Annotated in this window: 14 protein-coding genes; 8 read left to right on the top strand and 6 right to left on the bottom strand. The window is 69.5% G+C overall.

Annotation, left to right across the window (positions count from 1 at the left end; genetic code table 11):
• Window positions 1-3: 3 nt before the first annotated feature.
• Window positions 4-813 carry an alpha/beta fold hydrolase gene (locus tag AB0N66_RS02500; RefSeq protein ID WP_365427427.1) on the bottom strand — a complete coding sequence of 270 codons (810 nt, stop codon included), beginning with the start codon at window positions 811-813 and terminating at the stop codon, window positions 4-6.
• A 192-nt stretch (window positions 814-1,005) separates the two neighbouring features.
• Here AB0N66_RS02500 and AB0N66_RS02505 point away from each other — a divergent pair, with 192 nt between their 5' ends.
• The 4 genes from AB0N66_RS02505 (at window position 1,006) to AB0N66_RS02520 (ending at window position 5,053) form a co-directional block, all read left to right on the top strand.
• A complete protein-coding gene (locus tag AB0N66_RS02505; RefSeq protein WP_365427430.1) occupies window positions 1,006-1,863 on the top strand; it encodes a lysophospholipid acyltransferase family protein in 858 nt (285 codons plus the stop codon).
• Between the two features lie 38 nt (window positions 1,864-1,901).
• Complete coding sequence (locus AB0N66_RS02510; protein ID WP_365427433.1) at window positions 1,902-3,191, top strand: DUF5931 domain-containing protein; 1,290 nt, start codon at window positions 1,902-1,904, stop codon at window positions 3,189-3,191.
• Window positions 3,188-3,868 (top strand): response regulator transcription factor, encoded by a 681-nt coding sequence (locus tag AB0N66_RS02515; protein WP_365427436.1) that lies wholly within the window; start codon window positions 3,188-3,190, stop codon window positions 3,866-3,868. The genes AB0N66_RS02510 and AB0N66_RS02515 overlap by 4 nt, the downstream gene beginning before the upstream one ends.
• 156 nt (window positions 3,869-4,024) lie before the next feature.
• The gene (locus AB0N66_RS02520) at window positions 4,025-5,053 is read left to right on the top strand and encodes a 6-phosphofructokinase (protein WP_365427439.1); all 1,029 of its coding nucleotides are present in this window, start codon (window positions 4,025-4,027) and stop codon (window positions 5,051-5,053) included.
• A gap of 200 nt (window positions 5,054-5,253) precedes the next feature.
• Here AB0N66_RS02520 and AB0N66_RS02525 read toward each other — a convergent pair whose 3' ends face one another.
• Window positions 5,254-7,134: an anthranilate synthase family protein gene (locus tag AB0N66_RS02525; protein WP_365427442.1), complete on the bottom strand. Its 1,881-nt coding sequence runs from the start codon at window positions 7,132-7,134 to the stop codon at window positions 5,254-5,256.
• A gap of 114 nt (window positions 7,135-7,248) precedes the next feature.
• Complete coding sequence (locus AB0N66_RS02530) at window positions 7,249-7,305, bottom strand: trp operon leader peptide (protein WP_078602827.1); 57 nt, start codon at window positions 7,303-7,305, stop codon at window positions 7,249-7,251.
• Window positions 7,306-7,628: 323 nt separating this feature from the next.
• On the opposite strand from AB0N66_RS02530, the gene AB0N66_RS02535 reads away from it, so the two are divergent.
• The 3 genes from AB0N66_RS02535 (at window position 7,629) to AB0N66_RS02545 (ending at window position 10,557) form a co-directional block, all read left to right on the top strand.
• Window positions 7,629-8,642, top strand: a complete 1,014-nt coding sequence (locus AB0N66_RS02535) for a glycoside hydrolase domain-containing protein (protein WP_365427446.1) — start codon at window positions 7,629-7,631, stop codon at window positions 8,640-8,642.
• A gap of 145 nt (window positions 8,643-8,787) precedes the next feature.
• Complete coding sequence (locus tag AB0N66_RS02540; RefSeq protein ID WP_365427448.1) at window positions 8,788-10,143, top strand: class II 3-deoxy-7-phosphoheptulonate synthase; 1,356 nt, start codon at window positions 8,788-8,790, stop codon at window positions 10,141-10,143.
• Window positions 10,144-10,305: 162 nt separating this feature from the next.
• Window positions 10,306-10,557: a (2Fe-2S)-binding protein gene (locus AB0N66_RS02545; RefSeq protein WP_365427451.1), complete on the top strand. Its 252-nt coding sequence runs from the start codon at window positions 10,306-10,308 to the stop codon at window positions 10,555-10,557.
• A gap of 8 nt (window positions 10,558-10,565) precedes the next feature.
• Here AB0N66_RS02545 and bfr read toward each other — a convergent pair whose 3' ends face one another.
• Window positions 10,566-11,045, bottom strand: coding sequence for a bacterioferritin (gene bfr, locus AB0N66_RS02550; protein ID WP_365427454.1), 480 nt, complete (start codon window positions 11,043-11,045; stop codon window positions 10,566-10,568).
• A gap of 161 nt (window positions 11,046-11,206) precedes the next feature.
• Between bfr and AB0N66_RS02555 the strand changes: the two genes are divergently transcribed.
• Window positions 11,207-11,839, top strand: a complete 633-nt coding sequence (locus AB0N66_RS02555; protein WP_365427457.1) for a sulfite oxidase-like oxidoreductase — start codon at window positions 11,207-11,209, stop codon at window positions 11,837-11,839.
• Between the two features lie 54 nt (window positions 11,840-11,893).
• Here the strand turns inward: AB0N66_RS02555 and AB0N66_RS02560 are convergent, their stop codons facing one another.
• Both AB0N66_RS02560 and AB0N66_RS02565 read right to left on the bottom strand, forming a co-directional pair.
• On the bottom strand, window positions 11,894-12,313 hold the full coding sequence (locus AB0N66_RS02560) for a DUF4396 domain-containing protein (protein ID WP_365428446.1): 420 nt from the start codon (window positions 12,311-12,313) through the stop codon (window positions 11,894-11,896).
• A 163-nt stretch (window positions 12,314-12,476) separates the two neighbouring features.
• On the bottom strand, window positions 12,477-13,343 hold the full coding sequence (locus AB0N66_RS02565; protein WP_365427460.1) for a deoxyribonuclease IV: 867 nt from the start codon (window positions 13,341-13,343) through the stop codon (window positions 12,477-12,479).
• Between the last annotated feature and the right edge of the window lie 37 nt (window positions 13,344-13,380).

Genomic DNA, 13,380 nt, shown 5'->3' on the forward strand with positions numbered 1-13,380 from the left:
TGCTCAGCCACCCGTGGCCGTCCCTTCCTGCTGAACCGGTCGACCCGCGTCGGACTCCTTGCCGACACTGGGTGCGAGCCGGCCGATGAACGCGTAGCTCTCCTCGAAGATCCGGTCCGCGTCGTGGTCCAACGTCGCGACGTGGTAGCTCTGTTCCAGCAGGATCTCCGTCACGTCCGTGGATGACACCCGGCTGAGGATCCGCGCCGAGTCGGCGGGCGGCACCACATGGTCCTGCGGGCTGTGCAGGAGCAGCAGGGGCTGGGTGACCTGGGGCAGCTCGCCGTCGACCAGCCGGTAGAAGTTCCGCATCGAGTGCGCCGCGTGCAGCGGCACCTTGTCGTAGCCGACCTCGACGCTGCCTTCTTTGGCGATATCGCTCGTGATGCCGGGCACCGTGCGGACGACGTGCCGGATCACCGGAAGGGCGTACGCCGCCAGGCCGTGCACCTTGATCGCAGGGTTGACGACGACGATGCCGCTCACCTCGTCCCCGTGCTTCGCGGCGAGCCGCAGGGTCAGCGCGCCGCCCATGGACAGGCCGAAGACGAAGACTTGCGCGCACCGCTCGCGGAGGGCGCGCAGTTCGCGGTCCACCTCGGCGTACCAGTCCTGCCAGCCGGTGAGCTGCATGTCCTCCCAGCGGGTGCCGTGCCCGGGCAGCAACGGCAGCGCGACGGTCAGACCACGCTCGGCGAGATACTCCGCCCAGGGGCGCAGTGACTGCGGGGAACCGGTGAAACCGTGACAGAGGAGGACGCCGACCTCTCCGCCTTCATGGCGGAACGGCTCGGCTCCAGGCAGGACCGGCACCTTCGGTCTCCTGTTCATGAGACGGGCGGAATGGGACAAGCGGCGGAAGCAAGACACGACCCCGGGAGTTCGAGGCGTACTTCACCGTACGCGACCGCACTGACACCGACCAGGGTCGTCGGGGCCTTTGACAGTGCTCCGGGTTAAGGTCTGAGCTACGACACAGGAGGCACTCGGTTGATCTACGGCGCAATGAAGTTTTCCATCGGAGGGCCGCTGAAGCTCGCCTTCAGGCCCTGGGTGGAAGGCCTCGAGAACATCCCCGCCGAGGGCCCCGCCATTCTGGCGAGCAATCATCTGTCGTTCTCGGACTCGTTCTTCCTGCCCGCAGTCCTCGACCGCAAGGTGACCTTCATCGCGAAGGCCGAGTACTTCACGACACCCGGGATCAAGGGCCGGATGACCGCCGCCTTCTTCAAGGGCGTCGGCCAGCTCCCGGTGGACCGCTCCGGTGCGCGTGGCGCGGGCGAGGCGGCCGTCAAGAGCGGAATCGACGTCTTGGAGCGCGGTGAGCTGTTCGGCATCTACCCGGAGGGCACCCGCTCGCCCGACGGCCGTCTCTACCGCGGCAAACCCGGCGGCCTCGCGCGCGTGGCGCTCGCCAGTGGCGCGCCCGTCATCCCGGTCGCGATGATCGACACCGAGAAGATCCAGCCGCCGGGCAAGGTGATGCCCAAGCTGATGCGCCCGGGAATCCGTATCGGCAAGCCGCTCGACTTCAGCCGTTACAACGGCATGGAGCACGACCGTTTCGTGCTGCGTGCGGTGACCGACGAGGTCATGTACGAAATCATGAAGCTCTCCGGCCAGGAGTACGTCGACATCTACGCCACGGCCGCCAAGCGGCAGATCGCGGAGGCGGCGAAGGCCGAGAAGCAGGCGCAGAAGGAAGCCGAAAAGGAAGCCGAGCAGGCACAGAAGCAGGTCGTGAAGGCCACCTCCGAGGCCGAAGCCGAAGCCGAAAAGGTGACCGAGGTGTCTGAGGCTGCCGGGGCCGCAGAGGAAGTCGCGGCAGCTGAGGCCGCCGAGAAGGAACGGGCCGGCTCCTAGACGCGTCCGTCAGTGGTGTGGAGTTTGGGGTGGGGGACATGACCAAGCGCGAGCGAGTCATGAGGATGTCGGTCGAGCAGCCGCTGTGGCGCGCGCTCAGCGGCTACCGCTTGCTGACGATGGTGTACGCGATCGGGCTCTTCGTCACCGCCTACGACACGTTCGCCCGGCCCTGGGTGGCCATCGCGTACTACGCCCTGCTGGCCGTGTGGACCGTCGCGACGCTGCCCAGGGTCGCCAACGCGGCCAGTTGCACCAAGCGCTTCCTCGCCGCCGACCTGACCATCGCGCTCGCCGGCATCCTGCTCACCCGGGTCGCCGACGACGCGGCCCGGATAGAGGCCGGCGGCCCGACCCTGCCGTCGATATGGACCGCGGGCTCCGTCCTCGCGTTCGCGATCAAGGGCGGCTGGCGCTGGGCGGCGTTCGCCTCCACACTCGTCGCGGTCGCCAACGTCGTCCAGCGCGGCGCCCCGACCCGCGACACCGTCCACAACGTGCTTCTCGTCTGGGTCGCCTCCATCGCCATCGGATACGTCGTCGAGGTCGCCCGCGCCTCCGAGCTCACCCTCGCCCGCGCCCTGGAGATCGAGGCCGCCACCCGCGAACGGGAGCGCCTGGCCCGCGACATCCATGACGGGGTGCTCCAGGTCCTCGCCATGGTCCAGCGCCGCGCCTCCGCCCTCGGCGGCGAGGCCGCCGAGCTGGGCCGGATGGCAGGCGAGCAGGAGGTGGCGCTGCGCACGCTGGTCTCGGGCGGCCTTCTGCCCGTCTCCCGGGTGTCCGAGGACACGGCGCTCGGTGCCGTCGTACGCGCCGTCGACGAACCGGACGACGACGAGGACCCCACGGGCCCCGTCGACCTGCGCGCGCTCCTCGTCCCGTACGCCACCGCGCGCGTGACGCTCTCCGAACCCGGTGCGCCCGTGCCGCTCGCCCCGGCCGCCGCCAAAGAGCTGACCGCGGCTGTCGGTGCGGCCCTGGACAATGTCCGCAGGCACGTCGGCGAAGACGCCCGCGCCTGGATCCTCGTCGAGGACGAGCCGGACGCGGTGATCGTGACCGTCCGCGACGAAGGCCCCGGCATCCCGGCGGGGCGGCTCGCCCAGGCCGAGGGTGAGGGGCGGCTCGGCGTCGCCCTGTCGATCCGCGGCCGGCTGCGCGAGATCGGCGGCGCGGCCGAGCTGATCTCGGTCCCGGGGCAGGGCACGGAAGTCGAGCTGAAGGTACCGAAAGCGACGGGGTCGGAGAAGGATCCTGAAGCGTCGAAGGATTCGAGGGCTTCGAAAGTTTCGAAGGTTTCACGGGGGAAGGCGGAGCGGGCATGAGTGAGCAGGGCAAGGGGCCGATCAGGGTCATGGTGGTGGACGACCACCCCATGTGGCGGGACGCCGTCGCCCGTGACCTCGCCGAGTCCGGCTTCGACGTGGTGGCCACCGCGGGCGACGGTGAGCAGGCCGTGCGCCGTGCCCAGGCCGCCGCGCCCGACGTCCTCGTGCTCGACCTGAACCTGCCGGCCAAGCCCGGAGTCCAGGTCTGCAAGGAGTTGGTGGGAGCCAACCCGGCGCTGCGCGTCCTCGTCCTGTCGGCCAGCGGTGAGCACGCCGACGTCCTGGAGGCGGTCAAGTCCGGCGCGACGGGCTATCTGCTCAAGTCGGCGTCCACGGAGGAGCTGATCGACGCGGTGCGCCGTACGGCCGTCGGCGATCCGGTGTTCACGCCGGGCCTCGCGGGCCTGGTCCTCGGCGAGTACCGTCGGCTCGCCTCCGACCCCGGGCCCGCCACGGGCGGCGACGCGCCCAGGGCCCCGCAGCTCACCGACCGCGAGACCGAGGTGCTCCGCCTGGTCGCCAAGGGCCTCAGCTACAAGCAGATCGCCGAGCGCCTGGTCATCTCCCACCGCACGGTCCAGAACCACGTGCAGAACACCCTGGGCAAGCTGCAGCTCCACAACCGGGTCGAGCTGGTCCGCTACGCGATCGAGCGCGGCCTCGACGAGGTCTAGGGCTCGCGCACATGTACCCGTTGTCCACCTTCGGGTGACGACGGGTGATCAACACCCGCACAATTCACCGGAATTGACCTTCCGCACCATGCCGAAGTGACCTGGATCACTATTAGCGTGAGTCCCATCAGCCATCCATGGCGAAGGGACTCTTCCATGCGGGTCGGAGTACTGACCGGAGGCGGCGACTGCCCCGGGCTCAACGCCGTCATCCGGGGCATCGTCCGCAAGGGCGTGCAGGAGTACGGCTATGACTTCGTCGGTTTCCGGGACGGCTGGCGAGGGCCGCTCGAAGGCGACACCGTCCGGCTCGACATCCCCGCCGTGCGTGGCATCCTGCCCCGCGGCGGCACCATCATCGGCTCCTCGCGCACCAACCCGCTCAAGGTCGAGAACGGCATCCGCAGGATCAAGGAGACCCTCGCCAAGCAGAACGTCGGGGCGCTCATCGCGATCGGCGGCGAGGACACGCTGGGCGTCGCCGCGCGCCTCACCGACGAGTTCGACGTCCCCGTCGTCGGCGTACCGAAGACCATCGACAACGACCTGTCCGCCACCGACTACACCTTCGGCTTCGACACCGCCGTCAACATCGCCACCGAGGCGATCGACCGGCTGCACACCACCGCCGAGTCGCACATGCGGGTGCTCGTCTGCGAGGTGATGGGCCGGCACGCGGGCTGGATCGCCCTCCACTCGGGCCTCGCCGGCGGCGCGAACGTCATCCTCATCCCCGAGCAGCGCTTCGACGTGGAGCAGGTCTGCGGCTGGGTGACCTCCCGTTTCAAGGCCTCGTACGCCCCGATCGTGGTCGTCTCCGAGGGCGCCATGCCCAAGGACGGCGATGTGGTCCTCAAGGACGGTTCGCTCGACTCCTTCGGGCATGTCCGGCTCTCCGGTGTCGGCGAGTGGCTGGCCAAGGAGATCGAGCGGCGCACCGGCAAGGAGGCCAGGACCACGGTCCTCGGGCACGTCCAGCGCGGCGGCACCCCCAGCGCCTTCGACCGCTGGCTCGCCACCCGCTTCGGCCTGCACGCCATCGAAGCCGTCCGGGACGGCGACTTCGGCAAGATGGTCGCCCTGCGCGGCACGGACATCGTCCGCGTCCCGATCGCGGAGGCCACAGCCAAACTGAAGACGGTGGACCCGAAGCTGTACGAGGAGGTAGGCGTCTTCTTCGGCTGACCGAGGGTGCCCGGGCTGCGCGAGGTTCCGGCGGGTTGACGTCGGCTGACGCCCCGACTGCCCGAGGCCGCCCGGCTCCCAGGTGGTTACCGCCCCATACTCAGCGTATTCGGCGGTGACCACCTCGGACCAGGAACCCTGGGGATCCTGGCCTTCGGAGTAGGCCAGATCACCGAGGCCGCGGTGCGGAACGTCCTCGACTACAAGGCCGGCCGCCGCTCCGAGAACGTCCTCGTGCCGCGCAGCTGACCGATCAGCTCCCGCACCACCGCCGCGCCGTTCAGCGACAGGACCGACTCCGGGTGGAACTGCACGCCGGCGAACCCGGGCCCGCGCAGCGCGTGCACCTCGCCGGTCCCGCCGCGGCTGACCTCGACGCCATGGGCCGACAGCTCAGCGGCCGCCTCGTCGTCGCAGCGCGCCACGAAGCTGTTGTAGAAGCCGACGGTCTCCGTCCGCCCGAAGAGGTCGATCTCGGTCTGCGCGCCCTGGTAGAGCACCTCCTTGCGTACGATCTCCAGCCCCAGCTCGGCCGCGATCAACTCATGGCCGAGGCAGACGCCGAGCACGCCGTGGCCGTGGCTGCGCAGGACCTCGGCGGTCAGCTCACGCAGGAAACGCATCTTGGGGTCGTGGATGTCGCACGGATCGCCCGGGCCGGGGCCGAGCACGAGCGGCCCGTCGTGCCGCACGACCGCATCCCGCAGTCCCGGCTCGTCGTACCGCCGCACCGTCACGTCAAGACCCGACGACCGCAGCACATGCGCGAGCATCGCCGTGAACGTGTCCTCGCCGTCCACGACCAGCGCATGCCCTTCCAGGGCGTCGGTCCGCTCCTGCATCCGCAGCCAGAACGGCGCGAGCGAGGCCCGGCGCCCGTCGAGCGCCGCCCGCACCCGCGGATCGTCGGCCAGTTCCGGTCGTACGCCCTCCTCGCGCGGCCTGCCGTCCAGGACCCCCAGCGCCGCGAGCACCCCCGCCGCCTTCGCGTGGGTCTCCGCGACCTCGCTCCGGGGATCCGATCCCCGTACGAGGGTGGCGCCGACCGGCACCCGCAGCCGCCCGGCCGCGTCGATGTCGGCGGTCCGGATCAGGATGGGGGAGTCGAGGGTCTGGGCGCCGCCCGCATCCCGCCCGATGAGCGCCAGCGCGCCCGCGTAGTAGCCCCGCCCGCCGACCTCGTGCCGCTCGATGACCCGGCACGCGTTCTGCACCGGTGACCCGGTCACGGTGGCGGCGAACATGGTCTCGCGCAGTACATCCCGTACGTCCAACGACGACTTGCCCCGCAACTCGTACTCCGTGTGCGCGAGATGGGCCATCTCCTTGAGCCGCGGCCCTATCACCACCCCGCCCATGTCACCGACCGTGCACATCATCTTGAGCTCCTCGTCGACGACCATCGAGAGCTCCTCGATCTCCTTGCCGTCGGCGAGGAAACCGAGCAGATCCTCGGGCGTCGGCCCCCCGGCCGGGTAGCGGTACGTCCCGCTGATCGGGTTCATGACGACCGTGCCGCCCGACATCCGTACGTGCACCTCTGGGCTCGCCCCGACGAGGGTCCGCTCCCCGGTGTGCACGACGTACGTCCAGTACGCGCCCCGCTCGCCGACGAGCAGCCGCCGGAAGAGGGCCAGGGCGTCGGCCTTCCCGAACCCCGGGATCTCACCCTCGTACGTACGCCGGATGACGAAGTTCGCGCCCTCGCCGCTCCCGATCTCCTCGTGGAGGACGCGCCCGACGATCCCGGCGTACTCCTCGTCGGCGACGTCGAAGCCGCCGCCCTCGACCCGCACGTCGTGCGACGGCAGCTCCGCCAAGACCCGCTCCAGCGGCAGTTCGTACGTCTCCTCGGCGGTCAGCACCGCGAGCGGCGTGCCGTCGTCGCGGACGTCGAAGCCGCGCTCCCTGATCTGACGGTAGGGGATCAGCGCCAGGCCCTCGTCGGGAAGGTCGGCGAGGCGGTCGTAGGTGCTGACGGGGCCGAGCATGACCTCGACCGTGTTCTCGTCATGGCCGGGTGTGCGGCGGCGCAGCAGGGCGAACGGACGGGGATCGTCCAGCAGATCGAGCAGGTTCATCGGTCCTGTTCCTTCTCGGAGAGGTCTGGGTGACCCGGGTCAGAGAGGAACGGCTCCGGAAAACACCGAAGGCCGCCCCTCGGGCGGCCTTCGCGAAGTTTTGAGTACGCGCAGTCAGCGGGCCGCCGGATGAGCGGTCCACCACCAGGTCTGGATCGAGTGCGCGAACATGCGCTGCACTCTACCCGACGCCGGTGGCCGGGCAACAGCGTGAACCGTGTGGGGACGGGGTTCGGGCTGCCCGGTCGGCGGCCATTGATGGGTTCACAGCCCGATCGAGGAGCCCGACCTAGGAGCGAGTCATTCACGCAGTTCGTTCACCCCTGTCCCGCCGGAGCGGCGCACGCGCGCTCACGGCCCTCGCCGCAGCCACGGTCCTTGCCGCCGGCTGGCCCGGCGCCGCCCAGTCGGCCCCCCGCCCGGCCGAATCCGACGACATCAGCCAGGTCAGTTACCGGGGCCACGAGTTCACCGTCCCCGCCTCCTGGGAGGTCGTGGACCTGGAGAAGAACCCGGACGCCTGTGTCCGCTTCGACCGCCACGCCGTGTACCTCGGCACTCCCGGCGGCCGGCAGGACTGCCCGGCGCGCCTGCGGGGACGTACCGAAGCGCTCCTCATCCAGCCCGCCACCGCCGCGGGGAGCGCCGTCACCGAGAACCGCACGGCCCGCACCTATCAGGCCGCCGCCGACCGCATCGTCGTGACCGCCGCGTACGGCGACGACCGCGGAAGCATCCAGCGGATCCTGCGCAGCGCCGGGCTGCCCGTCGCGACCGCGCAGGCCGAGCAGGCCGCGGCGGCGCCCGTCCCCGCGGACGCCACGTCCTTCCGGGGCGAGGGCTTCGACGCCTGCACCGCGCCGAGCCAGTCCGCGATGAACGCCTGGCGCGACGCGTCCGACTACGGCGCCATCGGCATCTACATCGGCGGCCTCAACCGCGCCTGCGCCCAGCCGAACCTGACCGCCGCCTGGGTGCGGACGCAGTACGCCAACGGCTGGCGGTTCTTCCCGCTGTACGTCGGCCGGCAGCCCTCCGCCGACGGCGGCAGCTGCGGCGGTGGCTGCTCGTCGATCACCGACCCGGTGCCGCAGGGCACCGCGGCCGCCGACGACGCGGCCAAGCAGGCCGCCGCGCTGGGACTCGGCAAGGGGTCGGTGATCTACAACGACCTGGAGCACTACGCCCCCGGCGGCACGGTGACCACCCGGGTACTGGCCTACATCGACGCCTACACCGAGCGCCTGCACCAGCTGGGCTACCGCTCGGGCGCCTACGGCAGCGTCTCGTCCCTGATCACCGATCTGGTGGCCAACGCGCAGAACATCACCCCGCCCGACGTGATCCACTTCGCCCGCTGGAACTACGAGTCGACGACCACGGACTCCGCGATCCCCGCGAGCCTGTGGCCCAAGCACCAGCGGATCCACCAGTACGCGGGCGACACGACCGAGACCCACGGCGGTGTGCAGATCAGCATCGACCGCAACCGGCTCGACGTCGACTAGCCGCCTCCAGTCGCCTCTTGCCTGCTCCGGGCGGTCGTACGAACCGGTTGTACGGCCGCCCGGCGCACGGCCCCGTCGAGTTCGTCCTGTCTCAATTTGTGAGCAGGTGAAGGGAGGCTCGACACGACCCCGTAATGTTTACGAGGTGACCGTGAACGCTGATTCCCAAGCCATCGCCGCCAAGGCGAGCTGGCTAGACCTGCCCGCGGCGCAGCAGCCCGAGTACCCCGATGCCGAGGCTCTGCGCGATGTGATCGCGGACCTCGAGTCGTATCCGCCGCTCGTCTTCGCGGGCGAGTGCGACCAGCTGCGCGCCCGTCTGGCGGCCGTCGCGAAGGGCGACGCGTTCCTTCTTCAGGGCGGCGACTGCGCCGAGTCGTTCGACGCCGTGAGCGCCGACCACATTCGGGCCAAGCTCAAGACCCTGCTCCAGATGGGCGCCGTCCTCACCTACGCGGCCTCCGTGCCGGTGGTGAAGGTCGGCCGCATCGCGGGGCAGTACTCCAAGCCGCGCTCCAAGGGCACCGAGACCCGCGACGGCGTGACCCTGCCGACGTACCGCGGCGACTCGGTCAACGGCTTCGCCTTCGACGAGAAGTCCCGCGTCCCGGACCCCGAGCGCCTGAAGCGGATGTACAACGCCTCCGCCTCCACGCTCAACCTGGTACGCGCCTTCACCACCGGCGGCTACGCCGACCTGCGCCAGGTGCACGCCTGGAACCAGGACTTCGTGAAGTCGTCCCCGTCGGGTCAGCGCTACGAGCAGCTGGCGCGCGAGATCGACCAGGCGCTGAACTTCATGCGCGCCTGCGGGGCCGACCCGGAGGAGTTCAAGACCGTCGAGTTCTACGCCTCCCACGAGGCGCTGCTCCTGGACTACGAGTCGGCGCTGACCAGGGTCGACTCGCGTACGGGCCACCTGTACGACGTGTCGGGCCACATGGTGTGGATCGGTGAGCGCACCCGCCAGCTGGACGGCGCGCACATCGAGTTCGCCTCGAAGATCCGCAACCCGATCGGCATCAAACTGGGCCCGACGACGACGGCCGAGGACGCGCTGCAGTACATCGAGCGCCTCGACCCGGACCGCGAGCCGGGCCGTCTCACCTTCATCGTGCGGATGGGCGCGGACAAGGTCCGCGACAAGCTGCCCGAGCTGGTCGAGAAGGTCACCGCCTCCGGCGCGACCGTCGCCTGGATCACCGACCCGATGCACGGCAACACCTACGAGGCGGCCTCCGGGCACAAGACCCGCCGCTTCGACGACGTGCTGGACGAGGTGAAGGGCTTCTTCGAGGTCCACAAGGGGCTGGGCACCCACCCGGGCGGCATCCATGTGGAGCTCACCGGTGACGATGTCACCGAGTGCGTGGGCGGCGGCGACGAGATCTTCGTCGACGATCTGCACCAGCGGTACGAGACGGCCTGCGACCCCCGTCTGAACCGCAGCCAGTCGCTTGATCTGGCCTTCCTCGTCGCGGAGATGTACCGCGACCAGTAGCGGACGCACAGCTGTTTCGGCTGTTACAGGAGCGTGAAGTGGGGCGCGGATCACATACGATCCGCGCCCCACCGCACTTTTGCGGTCTCTGCGAGACGGGTAAGGTTAGGTTAGCCTCACCGATTATCGGGATGGCGCGACCTAGGAATCCCCCGTCGGGAGGTGGACCGCGTGTACGTCTGCAACTGCTTCGGTGTCACCGAGGCGCAGGTGAAGAAGCACGCGGAGGACGGGGTCTGCACCCCTCGCCAGATAGCGTCGGCGAGCAAGGCGGGCACGGACTGTGGTTCGTGCGTCCGCCACATTCAGGCCCTGCTGGGCCGGGGCGCGTGCCCGCGCCGCGAACTGGTGGAGCAGGGTCAGCCGGTCCTCTCGCAGGTCCCGGTGCCCGCGTCGTTGGACGAGGCGGCCTAGCGGGCCGGTCAGCTGTCCGGCTGCTCGATCTGCTGCGCGATGTAGAGCGCCTCACCGAGCTTCTCGACCAGTTCGAGCTGCGTGTCCAGGTAGTCGATGTGGTGCTCCTCGTCCTCGAGGATGTCCTCGAAGATGTTCGCGGAGGTGATGTCGCCCTTCGTGCGCATCACCTCGATGCCGCGCTTGAGGCGGTCGATCGCCTCGACCTCCACCTGCCGGTCGGCCTGGAACATCTCGGTGAGGGTCTGCCCCACCCGGACATGGAACAGCCGCTGGTAGTTCGGCAGACCGTCGAGCATGAGGATGCGCTCGGTGATCTTGTCCGCGTGCTTCATCTCATCGATGGACTCAGAACGCGTGTACTTGGCGAGTTTCGTCCAACCGTTGTTGTCCTGGATGCGGTAGTGCAGCCAGTACTGGTTGATCGCCGTCAGCTCGCCGGTGAGCTGTTCGTTCAGAAACTCGAGGACCTCGGGGTCGCCCTGCATTGCAGAGGCTCCTTCCAGGCAGGCGGGGAACGGGGGCAGGTTGCGCCGCATCCTCGCATCGGCAATCTCTGAACGTCCAGTAAGTGCACGCTTAGTAGGAGTTGCCGGAATCGGAGTCGCGCTGGTCAGGTGCACCGCCCGGGGTCTGTCAGGATGGAGTCATGGGTCAGCCGGTGGAGCGTGAATCTGGAGAAGCAGCGCAGTCGGAGCTTCCGCCGGGGCAGCGACTGCAGCGCGGCTGGCCGGTCACGCACTACGGTCCTGTACCCAAGTTCCGCCCCGAGCGCTGGGAGTTCAGGGTCTTCGGCGCGACCGCCGACAGCGAGAAGCACTGCTGGACCCACGAGGAGTTCACGGCCCTGCCGTACGCCTCGGTCATGGCCGATCTGCACTGCGTCACGAAGTTCAGCATGATCGGGGCCGAGTGGGGCGGCATTGCGGCCCGAACGATCCTGGAGATCGCCCCGCCGGCACCCACCGTCACTCATGTCATGGTCTGGGCCGAGTACGGGTTCAGCTCGAACCTCCGTCTCGACGACTTCGCCTCCGACCGCACGATCTTCGCCACCCACAAGGATGGCGAACTGCTGACGGCGGAACACGGCTTCCCGCTCCGCCTCGTCGTGCCGCAGCTCTACGCCTGGAAGGGCCCCAAGTGGGTCCGCGGCGTGGAGTACATGACGGCGGACCGCCGCGGCTTCTGGGAGGAGCGCGGCTACCACAACGTCGGCGACCCATGGCGCGAGCAGCGCTACTCGTACCAGGAGGAGCCCGGGGACGGCCCCGAGCTCTGAGTCCCGCGCAGCTCCTCCTGCTTCTGTGCCGGTCGGCGGCTGGTCGGTGCCTCGTCAGTGGTACTGGTGCACCACCGCGTGGCCCTTGCCGCGGCCGATCATCCACTTGTTGACCGGGGTGGTGATCACGAACGCGGCGGCGAGTGCGAGGGCAAGGACCCACCAGAACGCCGCGTCCGCGAGTTCCGCGTCCATCGCGCCCGGCCACAGGGCGATCACGCCGTTGTCGATCAGCTCCATCACGGCGATGGAGAGGGTGTCGGCGGCGAGTGCGACCCGGATCGCGGCCTTCAGGCCGATGCCCGCCTTCAGCACGCCGCGCAGCGTGAGCAGGTACCCGAAGAAGAAGGCGAGCGCGATCGCCAGGATCAGCGTCGGTACGTTGCCCCAGCCCAGCGCGGTCCCGATCACCATGCCGAGGACTTCGCCGATGGCGCAGCCGGTGAGGCAGTGAAGGGTCGCCTGGGCGGCCATGGACCAGGTGGCCTTGCCGCTGTCGAGGCCGTGCGTCTCGTGACCGTGTGATGCGTGGGCGTGCGGTTCGTGAGCGTGCGCGTCGTGCCGCATGGGGAGCCCCCGGAGTCAGGTGGTGGTGCCTGTCGTCCAGCAAGAACTGGATACCCCCCAGGGGTATTCCTTACTCGCGGAGTTTCTTCAGGCGCTCGATGTCCCCCGCGTGCCCCTCCTGGCCGCCCGGCGTCTCGATGATCAGAGGTACGCCCTCGGTGGCGGGGTGAGTCATCAGCGCCCGGAACGGGTCCTCGCCGATATGGCCGGAGCCAATGTTCTCGTGGCGGTCCTTGTGGGCGCCGACCACATCCTTGGAGTCGTTGGCGTGGATCAGCCTGAGGCGGCCCTCGCCGACCGTGTCCACCAGCAGGTCGAGGGTCTGGTGCATCCCGCTCGGCCCGGTCAGGTCGTGGCCCGCCGCGTAGATGTGGCAGGTGTCGAGGCAGACGCCCAGCTTCGGGTGGGCGTCGAGGGCCTCGAAGTACGGTCCGAAGTCCCAGGTGCGGGAGCAGAGCGAGGCGCCCTGGCCGGCCGTCGACTCGAGCAGCAGATACGGGTCGTCGTCGTGGGTCAGCTCGTCGAGCAGCGGCAGCATGTGCTCGCGCACCTGCGCCAGGGCCACCGAACGCTCCCTGCCCCCGGTGGCGCTCCCCGTGTGCACGACCACACCCAGCGCGCCGATCTCCCGGGCCCGGCGCAGTGAGTGCCGCAGCGATTCCACGGATTTCAGAGCCGTCGCCTCGGTGTGTGAGCCGAAGTTGATCAGATACGGGGCATGGACGTACGCGGGGATCGACTCGGCGGCGCAGGCCGCGCGGAACTCCTTGTCCTGGCGGGGGTTGCCAGGGGGCGTCGCCCAGCCGCGCGGGTTGGCGACGAAGACCTGAACGGTCTCGGCCTTGAGCTCGCGGGCGTAGCTCAGGCCGACGGAACTGAGGCCGCCGGCCACGGGGACATGGCCGCCGACGGGGTTGCGGAGCTGCTTGCTGGTCACATCCGTCAGGGTGTCACGCGCGTGCGCCCGCCCCGTC

Source organism: Streptomyces sp. NPDC093544 (assembly GCF_040683495.1).
Classification (GTDB): Bacteria; Actinomycetota; Actinomycetes; order Streptomycetales; family Streptomycetaceae; genus Streptomyces.